This is a genomic window from Polycladomyces subterraneus (genome assembly GCF_030433435.1).
Classification (GTDB): Bacteria; Bacillota; Bacilli; order Thermoactinomycetales; family JIR-001; genus Polycladomyces; species Polycladomyces subterraneus.
Genome location: NZ_JANRHH010000036.1, coordinates 69,464 through 89,546, shown reverse-complemented (window position 1 = coordinate 89,546; position 20,083 = coordinate 69,464). Strand labels below are relative to the sequence as shown.

Below are 20,083 nucleotides of genomic sequence, written 5' to 3'. Positions count from 1 at the left end.
GTCATGTTTTTCTGGTCGCTCACCCGCAGTTATAAAAAGGGGCTTCTATCCGGCAGTCATAAAAAGGGGCTATTATATGTGGATACTTGTCTGTATCGGTAGGATTTTATAAGGAATACACTGTAGCGAGTTAACCCCAATACAGATAGGAACGATCTGTAAATCTCTAATAGACACACATTTCGAAGGGAGTAACGGTATGGCAGGGAGTAAAGGTATGGCGAATTATCGAATTGAACCCTGGAATCACGTAAGAACAGTAAACCCTGACACGTATATACCTCCCGAAGTGGATAAGATCGCCAAACAGGTCATGGCCCAATATAATATGAAAGTTCGGAAAAAGGTCCTGATTACTTCAAAACCCGATAAAGGTGGAGCAATTTGGAAAATAGATACAGACAAAGGGCCCCGCAGTTTGAAACTTTTACACCGTGAACCTGTCAGAAGTCTATTTAGTGTAGCAGCTCAAGATTATTTAGTGAAGAAAGGGGCACGGGTCCCGGCACTGGTTCGTACCAAAGATAAAAAACTTTACGTAGAGGCAGGCGGGAAAATCTGGATTGTCACCGACTGGATCCAACTGAGACCAGCATCCAAGATCGATCTGAAAGGTGCCATGCAGCTTTGTTACGGACTAGGGGAATTTCACAAACATTCCAGAGGATACAAACCACCCTCTAATGCCGCCAAATCCTCACGATTGTTTAAATGGCCGGATTACTATCAAAAAATACAGACAAAAATCGGTTGGATCCGGGAAGTAGCTAAGGTTTACAAAGAATTTCCGGCCAGCAAAAGGCTGCTAACTTTGACGGATAAGTTTGAACAACAAGCCCGTGATGCCCTGGTCCGTCTCAATAAATCCGCTTATTCAAAAATGGTGGCCAAGGGAGAACCTCATTGGGGATTGGTCCATCAAGATTACGGCTGGTCCAATGGTCAGCTCGGTCCCCGCGGTTTGTGGGTCATTGATCTGGACGGCGTCTCCTACGATCTGCCGATACGGGATTTACGCAAATTGATCACCAGCACCATGGAGGACTTTGGCCGGTGGGATTTAAAATGGGCGCGCGGTATGATCAATGCTTATCACAAAGCAAACCCCATTGATGCTGAAACGTATGAGATCCTGTTGATCGATCTGTCCTTACCCAACGAGTTTTACAAGCATATGAAAGAAATGCTCTATCACCCCAAGATTTTCCTTGCGACGGAAGCAAATATGATCCTGAATCAAGTGTTGAAATGTGAACGATCAAAGTGGAAAGCTCTGAAAGAGCTCCAAAAGGATATAAAGAAATTCAAGAGCGGTAACTACAGCAGCACCAAAAAAACCACGCGCAAATCAACAAAAAGTACGGGAAGCAAAAAGAAAAAGGTAAAGGAACCACTACAAAAAAAATCATCTTCCCGACCTTTAAAAAAGAGGAAAAAAAACACTTCGTTCAGCGGAGGTAATATTGAGTGAAAATTTTAATGATTTGCACAGAAAAACTCCCGTTTCCTCCCATTCGGGGGGGGTGCTATTCAGACGTATATCGCGGGTATTGTCCCTCATATCACACTCAAACATGACCTGACCATCCTGGGAAGAACCGATCCCGAGCTTAAAAAAAAGGAAATCAAAAACAAGATTCGTTATGTGCGTGTAGAAGGCAGATACTTTGAAATTTACATGAAAGGCGTTATCAAATACCTGCAAAAGAACGGCAATAAATTTGACATTATCCACATTTTCAACCGTCCTCGTCTCGTCCTCCCTGTTCGGCAGGCGGCCCCTAAAGCACGAATTTTTCTCAGTATGCACAATGATATGTTTGAGCCAAAAAAAATTGATTCAAAAGAAGCACAAGAAGTCATCAAAGAAGTGGAGAAAATCGTCACAGTCAGCGATTATGTAGGTCAAAGAATTAGTACACTCTATCCTTCAGCTTCTTCCAAGCTACGCACGATTTATTCTGGAGTAGATCTCAATCGATTTATACCCTATGAGCAGTCGCAAAAAGCACGTCAAGTTCGTAAAAAGTTACGGAGGCAATTTAAGCTGGGGTCCAAAAAGGTGATTTTATACGTCGGTCGTATTTCTCCCAAAAAAGGAGTCGATGTATTAGTTCGAGCAATGAGCGAGCTAAAAAAACGCCACCCAAATATCGCTCTTGTCGTGGTGGGAAGTAGATGGTTCAGCGATCAGAAAATCAGCGATTACATGGCTTATGTACGTTCATTGGCCTCACGCTCATCTGTCCCCATTATTACCACCGGTTATGTGCCTGCAGACAAAATTCACGAGTGGTTCTGGGCTAGTGATATTTTTGTCTGTGCTTCCCAGTGGGAAGAGCCATTGGCTCGAGTTCATTATGAAGCCATGGCCAGCGGGGTTCCATTCGTGACCACAAAGAGAGGTGGCAATGCGGAGATTGTACAAAACAACAATGGTTTGTTGGTGGATAAACCGGAAGACACCAAATCATTTGTAAAACAGCTCAGCAAACTCTTGGGAAGTAAAACCCTTCGCCAACAAATGGGACGAAACGGTCGTGCTTTGGCATTAAAAAAATATGGTTGGAAGCGAGTGGCCAATGAAGTATTAAATGTTTGGGAAGGTTAACCTTTATGGGCTACTGTCTGTAATCCCCCTGACATTCTCATCACTATTATCTTTTAAGCCCCTACCCGGGTGTAACGATCCAACCCAAGGGGTTTTTTCTATGTCTATTTATTGCTTCCGCCGTGACTCCGCTTGTACCGGCAACATAATTTATTTGTACCATCTCTCAAAGTCGTCAGTCCGGTAAACAGGAGCGTGAAAACATGAAGGGACTGATTCTTTGCGCAGGAAAAGGATCGCGACTGAGGCCGTTAACGTTTTCTCAACCCAAAACATTACTTCCTGTTGCCAACAAACCTGTATTAATGTACGCCATAGAACAGCTTGTACATTCTGGAATTGACGATATCGGGATCGTTATAAACCCTTTTCAAGAAAAAATGATCCGTGAGCAGATCCGCTTGATGAAACCATCTAAACTTTCGATTACATGGATTCACCAGAAGAACCCGCAAGGGATTGCGGATGCCGTACGTCAGGCGGAGCAATTTATAGGCAAGGAACCCTTCCTGTTATTATTAGGGGATAATTTAATTCAGCAGTCATTAGTGGGGATCAAGCGCCAAGTCGTAAGTTTCAAGAGAAATGGTGCCATCATGTTGGCCCGAGTAGAGAATCCCCGTGAATATGGAATCGCTCAAATCGAAGGAGACCGAATTGTCCATGTGGAGGAAAAACCCTCCTCACCGAAATCCAATCTTGCCATTATCGGTGCTTATGCCTTTGATCACAATATATTCACAGCAGTTCGTATGATTACTCCGTCTGTTCGCGGTGAATATGAAATTACGGATGCCATCCAGTGGCTCATTGATCATGGATTTTCCATTTCGTTTTCCATTACCGATCAACATTATTCCGATGTAGGAACGGTCAGTCGATGGTTGGAAGCGAATCATTGGAAAATGGACGAACTCACAGCCGGGCGAAGCCATATTTCCCCTAAATCCACAGTGGATCAGTGCACCATCATTGATCCCGTTTTCGTCGGAGAAGGTTGTACGCTTAAAAACGCCATTATCGGACCTTATGTATCGATACAAGCAGGAGTAACAATCGAGGAGTGTCAGATGGAAAGCAGCATCATTTTGGAAGGGGCTCACCTTAAACGCATCCCGTTCAAAATCAAAAAAAGCGTGTTTGGACGCTATGTTCAATTTAGTAACTACCTGAAGGTTGGGGATTCTGGACAATTGATACTGGGAGACAGATCCTCCATGTACCTGGGAGAGGGAGAAGAGCAGTGAAAAAGGTATTGGTCACAGGATGTGCCGGATTTATCGGCTCTTCTTTGACGGAAGTATTGCTTGCACGTGGATACCATGTGACAGGGATCGACTGCTTCACAGACAATTACGCCCATTGGATGAAACAAAAAAATATCCTTTCTTTCGTTCACCATCCACGCTTTCGCTTCATTCGATCCGATTTACAATCGATAGATTTAAACGTTCTGCTCCAAGACATACACTACATCTTCCATGAAGCGGCCTTGCCGGGGGTTCGTTCAAGCTGGGGGAAAAATTTTTCCCTATATGTACACCATAATATCGCTTGTGTTCAAAAATTGCTGGAAGCCATAAAAGAGAGTCCGGTAGAAAAGATGGTGTATGCCTCATCCTCCTCAGTTTACGGATCCATGGACGGACCGACGGACGAAACCCGATTGCCCGCTCCCTATTCTCCCTATGGTGTATCCAAATTGGCCGGGGAGTATCTGTGCCGGCTTTATCACCATAATTTCGGTGTTCCGGTGGTCTCGTTACGCTATTTTACAGTTTATGGGCCCAAACAACGTCCGGACATGGCTTTTCATCGTTTCATCCGAAATATCTGGAAAGGAAAACCGATCAAGCTATATGGCGACGGCAGACAAACACGGGACTTTACGTATATTCAAGACGCCGTAACAGCAAACCTGCTGGCTGCTGAAAAAGGGCGGCCTGGTGAAATCTACAATATTGGAGGAAGTTCGAAAATTGAATTGATCCAAGTGATTCAATTGCTGGAATCAATCATGAACCGAAAAGCAAAGGTCAGTTTTGAACCAGTGCAACCGGGCGATCCGAAGCATACATGGGCTGATATAAGCAAAGCACGTTCGGAGTTGGGATATTTGCCTTCTTTCCCGATTGAGAAAGGCCTGCAACAACAAGTATCCCACCTGATCGAAATGTTGGAGGAGGATAAACGATGAACATCGCCGTCATCGGAATGGGTTATGTGGGGATCACAACCGCTCTCCTCTTTTGTAAATTAAAGTACAAAGTCGTCGGCGTGGATACCAATGCTTCCAAACTGGAACAGCTGCAAAAAGGCCGTCTCCCTTTGTATGAACCGGGATTGGAAGAACTCCTGAACAGACATCTTACCCAACACACCATTGCATTTACTTCAGACATCGAGCAGGCAGTAAAAACATGCGATATCATTTTCATTACAGTAGGTACACCATCCAAAGCGGACGGCTTCACAGATTTAAGATATATAAAAGAAGTTGCCGGATCGATTGGCCGTTATCAAAACGCCTACAAAATTGTGGTTATGAAAAGTACAGTACCGGTCGGGACCAGCGAAAAAGTGCGTGAATGGGTCATCGAGAATCAATCACAACCTTTTTCCGTAGATGTAGTGTGCAACCCGGAATTTTTGCGAGAAGGAATGGCTCTTTACGATGCCCTGCATCCGGATCGAATTATCATCGGAGCCGAACGTGCAGAAGCTGCTGAGAAAATAAAATATTTATATACGTCCATTGCATCTCCCAAATTGATCACTCGTCTGCGAACAGCTGAGTTGATAAAATACACCGCCAATGCCTTTTTGGCATTGAAAATATCATACATTAACGAAATCGGCCGTTTATGTGATGCCCACGGTGTGGATGTAGGAGATGTGGCTGATGGCATTGGAATGGATCAAAGAATTGGTCGAGCATTTTTAAATGCCGGGATTGGCTGGGGAGGCTCCTGTTTCCCCAAAGACATTGCCTCTTTGATGCATATGTTTGAGCAAAAAAACATCAAACCTGATATTCTCCCTGCTGTCCAACGGGTAAATGAAACACAGGTCACATATTACATCCAGCGATTGGAGAAATTATTGGGCGGTGTCCAGGGAAAAAACATTTCTGTTTTGGGTATTGCATTCAAACCCAATACGGATGACATTCGGGAAGCTCCTGCAATGAAAGTCATTCAGAAACTGCACCAAAAAGGAGCGTATCTGAAAGTATACGATCCCGTGGTATTTAAACACCGGCAGCTTCAGTTACCCGCAATGGTATGTACGAAGGTTGAAGAAGCCTTTGAAGAGAGCGATTGTATCTTCCTGCTGACAGAGTGGGATTCATTTGTGCAAATGAATTGGGAACAATATCTTCCCCTCATGAAAACCCCTATGATCATGGATGGAAGGAACGCTCTTGACGGTCACGCTCTGCGGCAGATTGGATACATGTATTACGGGATCGGAAAAAACGAGAAATGAATCCCTTCGGTCCCTGAGCAATCGTACATCCAACGTCATCGGACCATCCGTAATGGACTGGATCAGCGTAAGTCCTTCTACTTCCCGCTTTCACGCTGCCGGCAAGGGCAATAACCGGTACCCCGAAATGCTACGCAATCTCAGCTCTGCGATGAATTCAATTCCACTTTTCATGGTGTTGATTGTTCAATAAGGTGGGTACGAAAACACTGCTCCCTTAGATTGCAGGTGCACCTTTTTCCCTCTCGCCGCCAGAATTGCTGATGAAAGACTGTCACAGTATGGAGATCACTCTTCACACGAATGGACAAGTGACACCATGAGTCTTATTCCGCCCGTTCCTCTCGTGCAAACCGTTGGATACGGGCTTCAATCTCATCACGTACTCGCCGGAACACTGCCCATTTTTCCTCCTCAGTCCCCGTTGCTTTGGCCGGGTCGTCAAATCCCCAATGTTCCCTTTTGACACGAGGCGGGGTCATGGGGCACTTGTCGTTGGCATCTCCACACAATGTGATCACATAATCCGCCCGGTTCAACAATTCGGGGTCGATCACATCCGAGGTCTGACCGGAGATGTCGATGCCTTTCTCTGCCATCACCTTGACCGCATTGGGATTCAGACCGTGTGCCTCGATCCCCGCACTGTACACTTCAAACCGATCACCCAAGTATTTCTTGGCGAACCCTTCTGCCATCTGACTGCGGCAGGAATTTCCCGTGCACAGAAAGTAGATGATTTGCTTATCATTTTTCATTCTCATTTCCTCCTTCATGAATCATCCAATACACCCAAGCGCCAGTGATCACCCCCAAAGTGGTCACCACCAGATAGAGCCAGATGCTGTTCGGCAACTGATCGATGACAATCGCACCTGCCCCTGCAAATAACAAAAAATATGTACCATGGATTCTACCATCCATTTTCTGTGTATCCACGTCATGATCCGCACTGCACCTTTAACCCTTTTTCCTTTAAGTGGTCAATCTCCCCGCGCATGTCGGGTAAACAGGACAACACACTTTGCATGAAAGGAAACTGGGTCCCGTCCAAGGAGTAAAACACCCACTGTCCCTGACGACGTTCCTTGACCAGACCGGCGTGTTTCAATCGACGCATATGCTGGGACACAGCGGGTTGACTCATTTTCAGGATCTCGACCAACTCGCAAACACACAACTCTTCTTCCTTCAACAGTGCCAAGATCTTCAGACGTGTCGGATCTCCCAATGCTTTGTGACATTCGGCGAGCAGATGAATTTCCATGATCATCACCCCATTCCTATATAAGCATATGGTTATATATTTGTCAAAAAACAATCCCCGCCACATCGGATGATGTGCGGGGATTGTTTCATCTTTCTTCCTCCATCTGATCCTCTTCGGTCGAGATTGCCGTCTCCGACACAGCATCACGGTCCACACCCAAGCGTCTGTACAATTCCTTTCGTTCGGCTTCCCATTCGGCCCAGTCAAAAATCGTATCGGGCATGGGCAGTTCGTCCAAACTCTTCAATCCGAAGTAGTCCAAAAACTCTCGCGTTGTTCCGTACAGAATGGGACGACCCAATCCTTCGGCACGTCCCACTTCCTTCACCAATCCTTTGCGCAGAAGGGATTGGATGGTACGTTCGCTTTTGACGCCCCGCACTTCCTCTACTTCCATGCGCGTAATCGGCTGACGGTAGGCGATGATCGCCAACGTTTCTAATGCTGCACGGGACAGAACAGACCGATTGGGCGCCTGAGCCAGTTTTTCGAAATACGGGCTGTGTTCCGGCAAGGTGGTCATCTGGTATACCTGCGCCACTTCGACAATCTGCACACCACGGCCCGCCTGCCGCCATTCCTCTTGCATCTCGCGAATCGTTTCCCGAACAGTGCGGACATCGGTTTCCAGATACTCGGCAATCTCTTTGGGATGCAAACCCTCCTCACCGGCGGCAAACAACAATCCTTCAATGATCGCCTTCCTCTCCCGCGGTTCCAAGCGACTGATCCCCCCTCACATCTGCCGCAATAATCCACAAATCATCAAACAGCCGTTCCTGTCGGCAAATGATCCGTTTGGCCTTCATCAGCTCCAAAATCGCCAAAAATGTAGTGACGATCCATTCCCGGGTGATACGGCCGCGTTCCACCAGACGTGAAAAGCGGACAGCCCCGCCCTCAGTGCGTAAACGTTCGAGGATCTCGCTGATTCGGTCGCCGATGGAAATCTCCTCCCGTGAAACCCGGGCCACTTGTTGTGATTCTTTCTGCTGACGGAGTACGTCCACAAAAAACTGCAACAAATCGTCCGGCCGGATCCCTTCCAGGGGATTCCGTTCCCGTGCATACGGCGTCAGATCCATCGGGGGACGGGAATAGACCAAACTGCGGCTGGATTCGTGTTCGCGCAACACGTCAGCCAGCTTTTTGTACTTTTTGTACTCCAACAGCCGTTCGATCAGCGCTTCACGCGGGTCGTCCTCTTCCTCCCACTCGGTGTACTCGTCCATTTCCATCTCCGCCGGTTCTTGCCGCGGCAACAACATCTTGCTCTTGATGGCCAGCAATGTGGCCGCCATCACCAGGAACTCGCTTGCGATCTCCATCTCCCATTCCTGCATCGCAGATAAGTATTCCATGTACTGATCGGTAATCCGTGCGATCGGTACCTCGTAGATGTCCACCTCGGCCCGTTCGATCAGATGAAGCAATAGATCCAACGGCCCCTCGAACGTATCCAGTTTGATTTTGACGTCCACATGTCCTTCCTCCCGGACGTCCGTTGATCAGCCTCGGAGTTCCCGTTGCAGATTGGCCATTTCGATCGCCGCAGTCGCCGCTTCCCATCCTTTGTTTCCGGCTTTGGTACCAGCCCGCTCGATCGCCTGCTCGATGGTTTCCACAGTGATGACGCCGAAAATCACCGGCAAACCATTTTTCAAAGCAGCTTGAGAAACACCCTTGGCTACCTCATTGCACACGTAATCAAAGTGGGGTGTCGCCCCGCGAATCACCGTTCCCAACGCAATCACCGCATCGTATTTGCCCGAAGCCGCCATTTGATCGGCAATCAGGGGGATTTCAAACGCTCCCGGCACCCAGGCCACTTCGATGTCCTCCTCATTCGCCCCGTGCCGAATGAGCGCGTCCTGCGCACCGCCCAAAAGCTTGCTGGTGATAAACTCATTAAACCGGCTCACCACGATGCCGAAACGAAGACCTTGTGCCACCAATTTTCCTTCGTACACTTTTGCCACGATGCGATCTCCTTTCTTTTCCATTACAGATTGAGCATGTGTCCCATTTTGTTTTTCTTGGTCAACAGATACCGTTTGTTGGACTCGTTGGGCGGGATCTGGATCGGCACCACTTCGACCACTTCCAGCCCGTACCCTTTCAAGCCGGTGATTTTGCGAGGGTTGTTGGTCATCAGGCGCATCTTGCGCACACCCAGGTCCCGCAAAATTTGTGCACCGATCCCGTAATCACGCAGATCGGGGCGGAATCCGAGCTTCAAGTTAGCTTCCACCGTATCCAGTCCCTGTTCCTGCAATTTGTAGGCTTTTAACTTGTTCAACAACCCGATGCCCCGCCCCTCTTGCCGCATGTAGAGCAATACGCCTGCTCCCTCATCGTTGATCCGCTTCAGCGCAGCATGCAGCTGGGGACCGCAGTCACACCGGTGCGAACCGAACACGTCACCGGTCAGACATTCGGAGTGCACCCGGACCAGCACCGGTTTATCCGGGTCAATCTCCCCTTTGACCAATGCGACGTGTTCCCGGTCGTCCACTTCATTGGTGTAGCCGATGGCCGTGAATTCCCCGAACTCCGTCGGCATTTTTGTCGCGACGACACGTTCGACTAGTTTGTCTTTGCGGTTACGGTACTGAATCAAATCCTGAATCGTGATGATCTTCAAATCGTGTTGCTTGGCGATCTCCATCAGATCAGGAACGCGGGCCATCGAACCGTCTTCCTTGATCACTTCACAGATGACGCCTGCCGGATACGCCCCGCACATCCGCGCCAGATCGACAGCTGCTTCGGTGTGGCCAGCCCGACGCAACACCCCGCCCTTTTTGGCAATCAGCGGAAAGATGTGGCCCGGACGACGGAAATCTTCAGGGCGTGTCTTCGGATCGATCAAGGCCCGGATAGTGGCCGACCGCTCATAAGCGGAAATGCCGGTCGTGCAGCTCACGTGATCGACGGACACCGTAAACGCCGTCCCATGCGTATCGGTGTTGTGGTGCACCATCGGCGGCAGATCCAACTCCTGCGCCCGTTCCTCAGTGATGGGCACACACACCAACCCGCGCCCATACTTGATCATGAAATTGATCACATCCGGCGTGGCCTTTTCCGCCAACGCCACGAAATCACCTTCGTTTTCGCGGTCCTCGTCGTCCACCACAATGATGACGTTTCCTTGCATCAGTTCGTATATGGCTTCTTCAATCGGGTCGAAGGAATACATCTCCCCCGCCTCCTTTCGCGCATGTTCACCTCAGCCACAGATCATGCGAATCCGTTTTTTCGGAGCGTCTCCAGGGTCAACCCGCCGTTCTCTTTGGTTTTACCCATCATTTTGGCAATATATTTGCCGATCATATCACACTCAATATTGACCGGATCTCCCACTTTGGCAGCATGAAGTTGGGTATGTGCCAAGGTGTGTGGTATCACCGATACAGTGAAGAAGTCCTTGCCTACATCCACCAGTGTCAAACTGATCCCGTTGACCGCGACAGACCCCTTTTCCACCATAAACTGAGTCAGTTCCTGCGGAACCGAAATCCGGAACAGCACCGCATTTTCATACGGCGTCCGATCTGCGATCGTACCGACGCCGTCCACGTGTCCTTGGACGAAATGGCCACCCAACCGTTGACCGGCAGCCAATGCGCGTTCCAGATTCACCGGTGAACCAACCGACAGGGAACCCAAGTTGGTTCGTTTCATCGTTTCCGGCATCACGTCGGCGGTGAAATCATCCTCCCCAAAACGGGTCACAGTGAGACACACACCATTGACGGCGATGCTGTCCCCCAATTGCACCCCTTCCAACACCTTGCGGCAGGCAATGGTGAGTTCCATCGCCATCCCCTGCCGGGCCATTTTCCGGATCGAACCCACTTCTTCGACAATCCCCGTAAACAACCGGATCCCTCCTTTACGACGGAAATACGGGATATCCGATCACGCACAAATCCTCGCCGAAGCGTTGCACCTCGAGATCCCGGAGGTGAATCGCCTCTGCCATCGTCTCCCGCTCTTGCCCTTCAACGGAAGTGGGACTGTTTTGCCCGCCCAACAACTTGGGGGCGACAAATGCGATCACTTTGTCCACCAACTGTTCCCGTAACAATGCAGCGTTCAGCGTGCCGCCACCTTCCACCAAAACTGACAGCACACCGTGTTCACCCAATACTTGCATTACGCGGTTCAAATCGACGCGTGGACCGGGCCCGGTAGGTACGATTTTGACCCCTTTGGCACGCAATTGTTCCTCTTGGTTCAGGTCCCGCTCATCAGTGCAAAATACCCACGTCGGTGCTTCCGTCACGTCCGCCACCGGCGTGTCCAACGGAAGACGCAGTCGACTGTCGATCACCACCCGGATCGGATTGCGGCCCCCTCCCGGCAATCGCGTGGTCAATCGCGGCTTATCAGCCAATACGGTGCCAACTCCCACCATGATCGCATCATGAATGTGACGTAGTCTGTGCACTTCCGCCCGGGCGGCTTCTCCCGTTACCCACCGGCTGTGCCCGGTGTGCGTCGCGATTTTGCCATCCAGCGTCGAAGCTGTTTTTAATGTGATAAATGGTCTGCCCGTCCGTCGGTGATGAAAATACGCTTCATTCAGCCGGAGACATTCTGTCTCCAGTACGCCCATCACCACCTCGACGCCCGCTTCTTGCAAGCGTCGAATGCCGCTACCCGCCACACGCGGATCAGGGTCTTTCGAACCAATCACGACTGTTTTCACACCAGAGGCGATTACTTTTTCCGTACATGGAGGCGTGCGTCCATAGTGATTGCACGGTTCCAGCGTGACATACAACGTGCTGCCGGCAGCTTCCGGGCCGGCCATATCCAGCGCGTGCACTTCCGCATGCGGTGTTCCCGCACGCAAATGCGCCCCCATCCCGATCAACCGGCCATTCTTGACCGCCACCGCCCCCACCAGCGGATTGGGCGAGGTTTGCCCCTCGGCCGATCGCGCCAAATGCAACGCCAACCGCATCCATTTTTCATGGTGCTCCATATCCTGTCTCCTTTTCTGTCGGGGATCGCGACGGGTACAGAAAAAGCCCCGGAGATCCGGGGCTTGTGAAAACGTGAACAAGGATGGCGCATAATACTCGAGTGCATAGTAAAATAAACCTTCCACACGAGATTGGTTTATTTTACCAATCCCACAAAAAGGATACACGCATCCCGTTCATCCTTCTCCCATCCAGACTCTCACTGTCGGCCCCGGAGTTTCACCGGATCCACCGCGAATTCGCGGGTCACGGGCTGAGGCGGAACCGTCCGCCATCACCGCCGGTCGGGAATTTCACCCTGCCCCGAAGGATTTTACGGATGTTGACTATACGGTTGTACTTCAAAGTATAACGGAAGTCGAAACAAAAGTCTACGTGAACAACCCTCATTTAATGGCTTCTTCTCTGACAGCTGGATCGTGACGCCAAGGCAGGCCCACTCGCATGCACAAATAACACATCACCGAGAAAAAGATGGAGATGATCGTCGTGTGCAACAGCGCAAGGATCAGCTGGATGCCTGACAGCACACTGGCAATGCCGGTCGCCGCCTGCAGTGTGACAAACACCCATGCGAACCAAGCGGCACGCACCAGCTCACGACGTTGGCGGTAATATCGGACGGTGACCCACACCAGAGCCGCCACCAACAACCACAGAGAATATGCCGCGCTTCGATGCAACAGATGGATGCCCGCCGAACTGGTCCAATCAGGCAGCCAATGTCCGCCACAACCGGGGAAGTTTTCTCCGCAACCCAGGCTGGAGCCGGTATGACGCAAGTATGCGCCTGTGTACACGACGAGATACGTGTATACGGTTATCCCCCATACGCCGTATTTGTATCGAGTGGACACAGCGCGGTCGGGGGACGCGTCTCCTTTGTCTTTTTGCTCCAAATACAAGACCAACAATACACAAGCAGCCAGCGACATCAGAGAAAATCCGAAATGGAGAGCCAATACGGCGTCTGATTGTCCCCACACCACAGCCGCCGCTCCCATCAATCCCTGCAACACCACAAAAAAGACACTGGCGATGGCCAACCACAACATCACGCGATCCTGGCGAAACGCCTTCCATGCCCAAACTGCCAAAATCACGACGAACAAACCGACCAGCCCAGAGACGACGCGGTGGCTGTACTCCACCCATGTCTGAAACGTGGCATAGGTCGGAAACACTTTTCCGTTACAAAACGGCCACGTATTGCCGCAGCCTTTTCCCGAACCCGTTTTGGTCACCAGCGCTCCCATGAGCAAAATAAGATAAAGCCCGAACGCGGTGGTCCATGCAAACCATTTCAATCCTCGACTCACTAGGGTCCCTCCTCTGACGCACCACCTTCGTTCCTATCATAACACAGCACGCAAAAATTAGACCTGTTGCCATAAAAAGCGGCACAAACTTGCCACAGACCCTTTGTTCCCTGCGTTCCACTGGCAAAAAACTTTACTTTCTCACTTCCCAGCCTTGAAGTATCATGATCATGAAACCGCCATATCGTGGGAGGAAGTGCCATGAAGATCCAATCGCCACTGACTGTCTCCGATATCCTGAAACGCCCACTGTTTCGACACGCCAAAGTGGCGGCCGGCTCCCGCGGCCTGCACCGTGAGGTGAAATGGGTTCACATTCTGGAGATCATGGACGGCTCATCTTATGTACGGGGGAACGAATTGATTCTCATGACCGGGGTGGGGCTGGGAGAGGAAAAAGAGTTGAAGGTGCAGTTTGTTCGCGAACTGTGGGAAAGCGGTGTGTCCGCCCTGGCCATCGAATTGGTCCATCGATTCGTTCACCTGTCAGAGGAAACCAAAGCCTTTGCCGACCAGCACGCCTTCCCGATCATCGTGTTTGAAGAACCGGTTTCCTTCATTGAAATCACACAGGATATTCACGTCGATCTGATCCATCGTCATCACCGGCAGTTGTTGGCGTTGGAACGGCTCTCCCATCAATTTCACCAGCTGGCACTGAAGCCGCAGGGAGCGACAAACATCCTTCGACTGCTTCATCAGGAAACGGGGTATGTGGTCCGTTTGGTCGATTATCTTGGCGAAGACCTGGTATATCCCGATTTTCGAGAATTCCCGGAACATCCGCATGTCTTTTCTCATCCGATCGTCGTCCTGGACGTTCAAGTGGGTGAGCTGCAAATGAGTGGTTCCACCGCACCGACTGACTACGCGCGATTGGTCATAGAACGCGCGGCTACTGCACTCGCCCAGGAACTGTTGCGAAGCATTTCGTTGGAAGAACGCCAGTTACGTGTGACTCAGCAGTGGATCGATCACCTGATTGAATCGGGTTCGACCCGGCCTCCCAAGGAGCTTTCCGAAGCTGTCGATCAAGGTGGACATCTCGCGATTTGTGCGGTTGAGCCGCACCGTGGAACCGACCCGGATGACAACCGTGTGGAAACCATGCAAAACATCGCCTTGCTGAAGTGGACGCACACCATACGAAATGAATTAGCCTTACTAGGCGTCAGTGTATGGAGCGCTCCGCGCGAAGGACTCTGGATCCTGGTTCTCGCTGACCGGACTCCCGCCGCCAATCTGTCGTTTCAGGACCGATTGCGCCGTGGATTCGACCGTGTGTGTGTCCAGTCCCCCAGCTGGTCTCATCTCGTTCCCTTTGAATGGAAAGCGGGAGTCAGTTTGGCCTTTAACCGCTGGGAACAAGCGCCTCAAGCGTGGCGGCAAGCCGTTGCGGCCTTGTCCCTCGTCAAGTTCGCCGCCGATGACCCGGCCAACGACGAGGAAAGCACTGCGTCGGCTCCTGTCGTCTACTGCGAGGGTCTCCATGCGTGGCAGTTGTTTTTGCAGGTATCTCCCTCCGTTTTGGAGCAATACGTGGAAGCCCAGATCGGGCCGCTTTTAACGTACGACCGGGAACATGGAACCAAACTGACCAACACACTGGAAGTGTATCTGTCTGAAAACCTGTCCAAACAACAGACGGCCAACGCCTTGTACATACATCGCCAAACACTGTACTATCGGTTGGAACAGATCGGGCAATTGTTGGGAAAAGATTGGGATTCCCCGGTTCGACGCCTCGCGCTGGAGACCGCTTTGTCGGCACATCGGTTTCTCCAAGTGCAACGGAGATAAACATGCTGGGGCTTTTTTGTCATTCCTTATGGGAACAATGTTTTCCCAGGTGAGAGACTGAACAAGCCCTTCCGAGTGTAGACCCGGAGAGCGCAGGGAATTAATTTCATCGCGGGTAATTTTCTCTAAGCGGAGCGTACTTCGCCTACGTCCCACGCTCGTTTGGTGCGGAGTGGCCATGATGTGCCGAGCCGAGAAAGCAATGTGGGCAATATTAAGAACCCCATTAATAAAAAACCCCACACAGCCAAAGCCGTGTGGGGATCATTTAGGGAAATGAGGGTATTCATCAAAAGTGATTATACTGTCAGCTTGCTGCCCAAAGCTTCCTCGGGCGAGACGTAGTCCAGGTTGAACGATTCGGCTACACCACGGTGTGTGATGCGACCTGCGGCCACGTTGACACCGCGCAACAGAGCGGGATCTTCATGCAGTTTTCCCTCGGCGAGCCGCAATACATAAGGCAACGTGGCATTGGCCAGGGCCAACGTTGAGGTTCGCGGCACCGCACCAGGCATGTTGGCCACGGAATAATGGACGACGCCATACACCGTATAGGTGGGTTGTTCATGTGTTGTAACCCGGTCCGCCGTTTCGACGCAACCCCCTTGGTCCACGGCCACATCGACGATCACCGATCCAGGTTTCATCTTGGCCACCATTTCCCGCGTCACCAATTTCGGTGCGCGTTTACCTGGGATCAAAACCGACCCGATCACCAAATCCGCTTGCTGCACCGCTTCTTCGATGTTGTAGCGGTTCGACATCAACGTGCGGATGCGTCCGCCGAAAAGGTCGTCCAGTTGGCGCAGACGCTGCCCGTTCACGTCCAAAATGGTCACCTGGGCACCCAGACCAACCGCCATTTTCGCGGCATTGGTTCCTACCACGCCACCGCCCACGATCACCACATTGGCCGGAGGAACGCCAGGTACACCACCCAAGAGGACACCCAATCCCCCTTTCGGTTTCTCCAACGATTGCGCACCCACTTGAACGGACATTCGTCCCGCCACTTCACTCATCGGTGCCAACAGCGGCAGCGCGCCGTTATCGAGCTGTACCGTTTCATACGCAACCGCCGTGACACCCGATTGCACCAACGCATCTGTCAACGCCCGGTCGGCTGCCAGATGAAGATACGTGAACAGCAACAAATCGCTCCGGAAATAGCGATACTCTTCCGGCAGCGGCTCTTTTACCTTCAATACCATATCCGCCGACCAAGCTTCTTCTGCGGACACCATTTGCGCTCCGGCCTTTATGTATTCCTCATCAGCAAAACCGCTTCCCTCTCCGGCTCCCTGTTGGACCCACACTTCATGTCCCGCGTCCTTGAGCGCCTGGACACCCGCAGGGGTGATGGCCACGCGATATTCTCTGTTTTTGATCTCTTTCGGTACACCGATCCTCATCAACCGTTCCTCCTGTTTCAGATCTTGCAAACGCTTTCTGTTCTTAACCTTATCAAAGGAGGAACAAGGTGAAATCAGACAAATTGTAAGAAAAAAGAGGAGTGGCTTTAGACATTCTCAGTTGCAGACAACTTCTCTGGTATTCCCAGGTGAGCGAAGACCCGGAAAGCGCAGGAATGAAGTCGTGGGCACTTCCTCTAAAAGAACCAGGATAATGAGTAGTGATAAAAGAATATAAAAAAATTGTTGTTGTGAGAAAACTGTTCTTTGCGTTTAAATGAAGAAAGCTAGCATACACATTAGAGGTGATTGTGTTGGTTAGTGATGTGAAAATCGAACAATTAAAATCAATTGGAGAACATATTAATGAGCTTTCGGAACTCCTGATACAGGTAGTAGAAGATGGTGCGTCGATTGGCTTTTTGCCACCATTGAGGTTTTCAGATGCTAAAAAATATTGGGAAAACACATTAAACCCTGAAGTGATACTGTTTGTCGCTAAAATAAACAATCAGATAGTCGGAAGTGTACAATTGCATTTATGTACGAAGCAGAACGGTGGTCATAGAGCCGAAATTGCAAAATTAATGACACACCCTCATTATCGACGTAATGGTATCGGTCGTTCACTAATGCAAAAGGCTGAAGAAAGAGCAAAGCATGAGGGTAGGTCGTTATTAGTTCTCGATACAAGAGAAGGAGACCCTTCTAATCACCTTTATACTTCAATGGGTTATATTCGGGCTGGACGAATTCCTCATTATGCGAAATCTGCAAGTGGCGAATTACATGCAACTATTTTCTATTATAAACAGTTAATCTGATGAAGCTACTGATCGGGATCGAGGAAGGAAGCGACAACCGGCCCAGCGCCATAAAACAAAGCAACCCAGGAGCAGCAACTACCTAACCGGAGCAACTGGTTGCTTCTGGTACGTCATGAACGGGGAACTTTCAACGCGCGTTTTTTATCGATACATATGCAATTTCCACACTTCGGTGCGTGTCCTTCCCCGATAGGACAAATTCTCCGTTAAAAGGGGATTGTGTATCAACCAAGTGATTAGTGAAGGTAAGTTTTTAATGTTCCATTTTTCGTGCTTCTTCTGATTTGTGTGTTCCGATTTGGTGCAGCCGAAGGACTTCCGCAGATGGAGTACATAAAAAACGAGCACGCAACGGTCTACCTTGCACCACCATGAATCGCTTCATATCCAGCCATGATCTTTCGACCCTGACCAAACATTTCACAACCCATGATGATGGTTCGTTCGATCATACAGGATCCCTTCATAACCCCATACAACCGAGCGGCTGTATGGGATCATTTCGGCACCCTGCACGATCTTCGCTCGACGCCGTACGATCGGTTGGGACCCCGCTGCAATCAGGTTGATACCCGACTGCAACGGAGCCTTTCCCAACCGTACGGCATCTTCCCTCCAACTGCATACAAGCCAATAGCATGACCTGCATGCAGTCTTTGGTCGATCCATCTGTACCCCCATTCACGGGAGCACAGATGGATCTGAGCTCAACCGTTGCGTACTCGCATCGTTATCATGACTCCGTGATGAGACATTTATCCCTGCGACGGGAAGGAAATTACAGGAAATTCAGCGAGTAGCGGTATGGTGTTCGGCGTCAAAGCCACTCAGTGGAGGAATCGACACCCCTCAACTGCAAAACGCTATTTTACAAGTGCGTATGGTTCATCCCACCGGTTCTTCCTCTTCCCGTTTGACCTTCACCGGCTCAGGAGAGAGGCAATCGTTGTGGATCAGATCGTCCAACGTCTCCCGGCGGACGACGACTTTCGCTTGACCGTCCCGGACGAAAATCACCGCAGGTCGACGGATGCGGTTATAATTGTTGGCCATGCTGTAGTTGTATGCCCCCGTACAACTGACCGCCAGAATATCTCCCGTTCGCGGTGACGGCAGAGACAGATCCCAGATCAACATATCCCCACTCTCGCAACATTTGCCGGCGATCGAAACCACTTCCGTCGGTTCTTCCGCAGCACGGTTCGCAAGTAGTGCCTCATATTTGGCTTGGTACAACGCCGGACGGAGGTTGTCGGTCATTCCCCCATCCACGGCGACATATTTGCGCACACCGGGTACCTCTTTCATCGTCCCAACCGTATAGAGCGTGGTCCCCGCCTCACCGACGATGCTGCGGCCTGGTTCCAGCCAGACTTCCGGAATCGCCGGTTCACCGGCGAACGCTGTTTTCACAGCATCGGCGATGGCTTGAACATAATGGCGGATCGGCAAAGGATGATCCTCCTCCTGATAACGAATGCCGAATCCGCCGCCCAGATTCAAAATGCGGGTTTCCACCTCGAGTGTTTCTCTGCATTTACGGGCGAAGGCGGCCATCTTATCCACCACCAGACGGAATCCGTCCGTTTCGAAAATTTGCGAGCCGATATGGCAGTGGAATCCTTCCAAAGACAGATGTGCCGCATCCCGAGCCATTTTGGCGGCCTCGATCGCTTGTCCGCTGGCCAGATCGAAACCAAACTTGGAATCTTCTTGGCCGGTTTGGATGTATTCGTGCGTGTAAGCTTCGATTCCAGGTGTCACCCGGAGCAATATGCGGGCGTTCATCCCTTTTTCTCCTGCCAGATCGTTTAACATGGACAACTCCACAAAATTGTCCACAATAAACAGCCCGATTCCGGCTTCCAATGCCATCTTCAATTCAAACGGCGTTTTGTTATTGCCGTGAAAATGAATGTGTTCAGGCGGAAATCCTGCCTGAAGCGCCGTATGCAACTCCCCGTCCGAGACGACATCCAGATGAAGACCCTCTTCGGCGACAAGACGGCACATGGCCAAGGTACAAAACGCTTTGCTGGCATAAGCCACCTGATGCGGCAGTCCCGTCTCAGCCATCGCAGACCGGAATTCCCTCATCCGTTTCCGGATCAAATCTTCGTCCATCACATACAGAGGCGTGCCGAAACGGCGCGCCAATTCCACTGTATCGCATCCCCCGATTTCGAGGTGGCCGTATTCGTTGATGCGGCTGGTTCCATGTAAATGCACCGTTGTCTCCTCCCATAAACCAGTAGACAGTCCGTGCTTTCACACAGTGTCGTATTATTTTATTGATATTCATTATATATCAGATGGATTGGGGTTCAACAAGAAATCGGTTCCCATGCATATTTG

General features: G+C 50.4%; 20 protein-coding genes and 1 riboswitch. Of the genes, 7 read left to right on the top strand and 13 right to left on the bottom strand.

Annotation, left to right across the window (positions count from 1 at the left end):
• The first annotated feature begins 199 nt into the window (after nucleotides 1-199).
• From NWF35_RS09575 to NWF35_RS09555, 5 genes are all read left to right on the top strand, one after another.
• Nucleotides 200-1,471: a CotS family spore coat protein gene (locus NWF35_RS09575; RefSeq protein ID WP_363321598.1), complete on the top strand. Its 1,272-nt coding sequence runs from the start codon at nucleotides 200-202 to the stop codon at nucleotides 1,469-1,471.
• Nucleotides 1,472-1,528: 57 nt separating this feature from the next.
• On the top strand, nucleotides 1,529-2,611 hold the full coding sequence (locus NWF35_RS09570) for a glycosyltransferase family 4 protein (RefSeq protein ID WP_363321606.1): 1,083 nt from the start codon (nucleotides 1,529-1,531) through the stop codon (nucleotides 2,609-2,611).
• A gap of 203 nt (nucleotides 2,612-2,814) precedes the next feature.
• Nucleotides 2,815-3,858, top strand: a complete 1,044-nt coding sequence (locus NWF35_RS09565; protein WP_301238835.1) for a glucose-1-phosphate thymidylyltransferase — start codon at nucleotides 2,815-2,817, stop codon at nucleotides 3,856-3,858.
• Nucleotides 3,855-4,808, top strand: coding sequence for an NAD-dependent epimerase/dehydratase family protein (locus NWF35_RS09560; RefSeq protein WP_301238834.1), 954 nt, complete (start codon nucleotides 3,855-3,857; stop codon nucleotides 4,806-4,808). Before NWF35_RS09565 ends, NWF35_RS09560 begins: the two co-directional genes overlap by 4 nt.
• Complete coding sequence (locus tag NWF35_RS09555) at nucleotides 4,805-6,100, top strand: UDP-glucose dehydrogenase family protein (protein WP_301238833.1); 1,296 nt, start codon at nucleotides 4,805-4,807, stop codon at nucleotides 6,098-6,100. Before NWF35_RS09560 ends, NWF35_RS09555 begins: the two co-directional genes overlap by 4 nt.
• Nucleotides 6,101-6,426: 326 nt before the next feature.
• Here NWF35_RS09555 and arsC read toward each other — a convergent pair whose 3' ends face one another.
• The 10 genes from arsC to NWF35_RS09505 form a co-directional block, all read right to left on the bottom strand.
• Nucleotides 6,427-6,858 (bottom strand): arsenate reductase (thioredoxin), encoded by a 432-nt coding sequence (arsC, locus tag NWF35_RS09550; RefSeq protein ID WP_301238832.1) that lies wholly within the window; start codon nucleotides 6,856-6,858, stop codon nucleotides 6,427-6,429.
• A complete protein-coding gene (locus NWF35_RS09545) occupies nucleotides 6,848-7,024 on the bottom strand; it encodes a hypothetical protein (RefSeq protein ID WP_301238831.1) in 177 nt (58 codons plus the stop codon). Before NWF35_RS09545 ends, arsC begins: the two co-directional genes overlap by 11 nt.
• A 16-nt stretch (nucleotides 7,025-7,040) precedes the next feature.
• Entirely contained in the window at nucleotides 7,041-7,367 is a 327-nt protein-coding gene (locus tag NWF35_RS09540) for an ArsR/SmtB family transcription factor (RefSeq protein WP_301238830.1), read from the bottom strand.
• An 88-nt stretch (nucleotides 7,368-7,455) separates the two neighbouring features.
• Complete coding sequence (gene scpB, locus NWF35_RS09535) at nucleotides 7,456-8,091, bottom strand: SMC-Scp complex subunit ScpB (RefSeq protein WP_301238829.1); 636 nt, start codon at nucleotides 8,089-8,091, stop codon at nucleotides 7,456-7,458.
• Nucleotides 8,060-8,851, bottom strand: a complete 792-nt coding sequence (locus NWF35_RS09530; protein ID WP_301238828.1) for a segregation and condensation protein A — start codon at nucleotides 8,849-8,851, stop codon at nucleotides 8,060-8,062. The genes scpB and NWF35_RS09530 overlap by 32 nt, the downstream gene beginning before the upstream one ends.
• Nucleotides 8,852-8,878: 27 nt before the next feature.
• Nucleotides 8,879-9,349: a 6,7-dimethyl-8-ribityllumazine synthase gene (gene ribH, locus NWF35_RS09525; RefSeq protein WP_301238827.1), complete on the bottom strand. Its 471-nt coding sequence runs from the start codon at nucleotides 9,347-9,349 to the stop codon at nucleotides 8,879-8,881.
• 23 nt (nucleotides 9,350-9,372) lie between these two features.
• A complete protein-coding gene (locus NWF35_RS09520) occupies nucleotides 9,373-10,572 on the bottom strand; it encodes a bifunctional 3,4-dihydroxy-2-butanone-4-phosphate synthase/GTP cyclohydrolase II (protein ID WP_301238826.1) in 1,200 nt (399 codons plus the stop codon).
• A gap of 41 nt (nucleotides 10,573-10,613) precedes the next feature.
• Nucleotides 10,614-11,255, bottom strand: a complete 642-nt coding sequence (ribE, locus tag NWF35_RS09515; protein WP_301238825.1) for a riboflavin synthase — start codon at nucleotides 11,253-11,255, stop codon at nucleotides 10,614-10,616.
• Nucleotides 11,256-11,268: 13 nt separating this feature from the next.
• Nucleotides 11,269-12,366 (bottom strand): bifunctional diaminohydroxyphosphoribosylaminopyrimidine deaminase/5-amino-6-(5-phosphoribosylamino)uracil reductase RibD, encoded by a 1,098-nt coding sequence (ribD, locus tag NWF35_RS09510; protein ID WP_301238824.1) that lies wholly within the window; start codon nucleotides 12,364-12,366, stop codon nucleotides 11,269-11,271.
• 176 nt (nucleotides 12,367-12,542) lie between these two features.
• Nucleotides 12,543-12,682: riboswitch (FMN riboswitch) on the bottom strand.
• Nucleotides 12,683-12,753: 71 nt separating this feature from the next.
• Nucleotides 12,754-13,686 carry a COX15/CtaA family protein gene (locus NWF35_RS09505; protein ID WP_301238823.1) on the bottom strand — a complete coding sequence of 311 codons (933 nt, stop codon included), beginning with the start codon at nucleotides 13,684-13,686 and terminating at the stop codon, nucleotides 12,754-12,756.
• Between the two features lie 201 nt (nucleotides 13,687-13,887).
• Between NWF35_RS09505 and NWF35_RS09500 the strand changes: the two genes are divergently transcribed.
• Nucleotides 13,888-15,486 (top strand): PucR family transcriptional regulator, encoded by a 1,599-nt coding sequence (locus tag NWF35_RS09500; protein WP_301238822.1) that lies wholly within the window; start codon nucleotides 13,888-13,890, stop codon nucleotides 15,484-15,486.
• Between the two features lie 299 nt (nucleotides 15,487-15,785).
• Here the strand turns inward: NWF35_RS09500 and ald are convergent, their stop codons facing one another.
• Complete coding sequence (gene ald / locus NWF35_RS09495; RefSeq protein WP_301238821.1) at nucleotides 15,786-16,901, bottom strand: alanine dehydrogenase; 1,116 nt, start codon at nucleotides 16,899-16,901, stop codon at nucleotides 15,786-15,788.
• A gap of 314 nt (nucleotides 16,902-17,215) precedes the next feature.
• Here ald and NWF35_RS09490 point away from each other — a divergent pair, with 314 nt between their 5' ends.
• Nucleotides 17,216-17,725, top strand: a complete 510-nt coding sequence (locus NWF35_RS09490; RefSeq protein WP_301238820.1) for a GNAT family N-acetyltransferase — start codon at nucleotides 17,216-17,218, stop codon at nucleotides 17,723-17,725.
• Between the two features lie 423 nt (nucleotides 17,726-18,148).
• Here NWF35_RS09490 and NWF35_RS09485 read toward each other — a convergent pair whose 3' ends face one another.
• Both NWF35_RS09485 and lysA read right to left on the bottom strand, forming a co-directional pair.
• Nucleotides 18,149-18,397 carry a hypothetical protein gene (locus NWF35_RS09485; protein ID WP_301238819.1) on the bottom strand — a complete coding sequence of 83 codons (249 nt, stop codon included), beginning with the start codon at nucleotides 18,395-18,397 and terminating at the stop codon, nucleotides 18,149-18,151.
• Between the two features lie 216 nt (nucleotides 18,398-18,613).
• Nucleotides 18,614-19,957 carry a diaminopimelate decarboxylase gene (lysA, locus tag NWF35_RS09480; RefSeq protein ID WP_301238818.1) on the bottom strand — a complete coding sequence of 448 codons (1,344 nt, stop codon included), beginning with the start codon at nucleotides 19,955-19,957 and terminating at the stop codon, nucleotides 18,614-18,616.
• Between the last annotated feature and the right edge of the window lie 126 nt (nucleotides 19,958-20,083).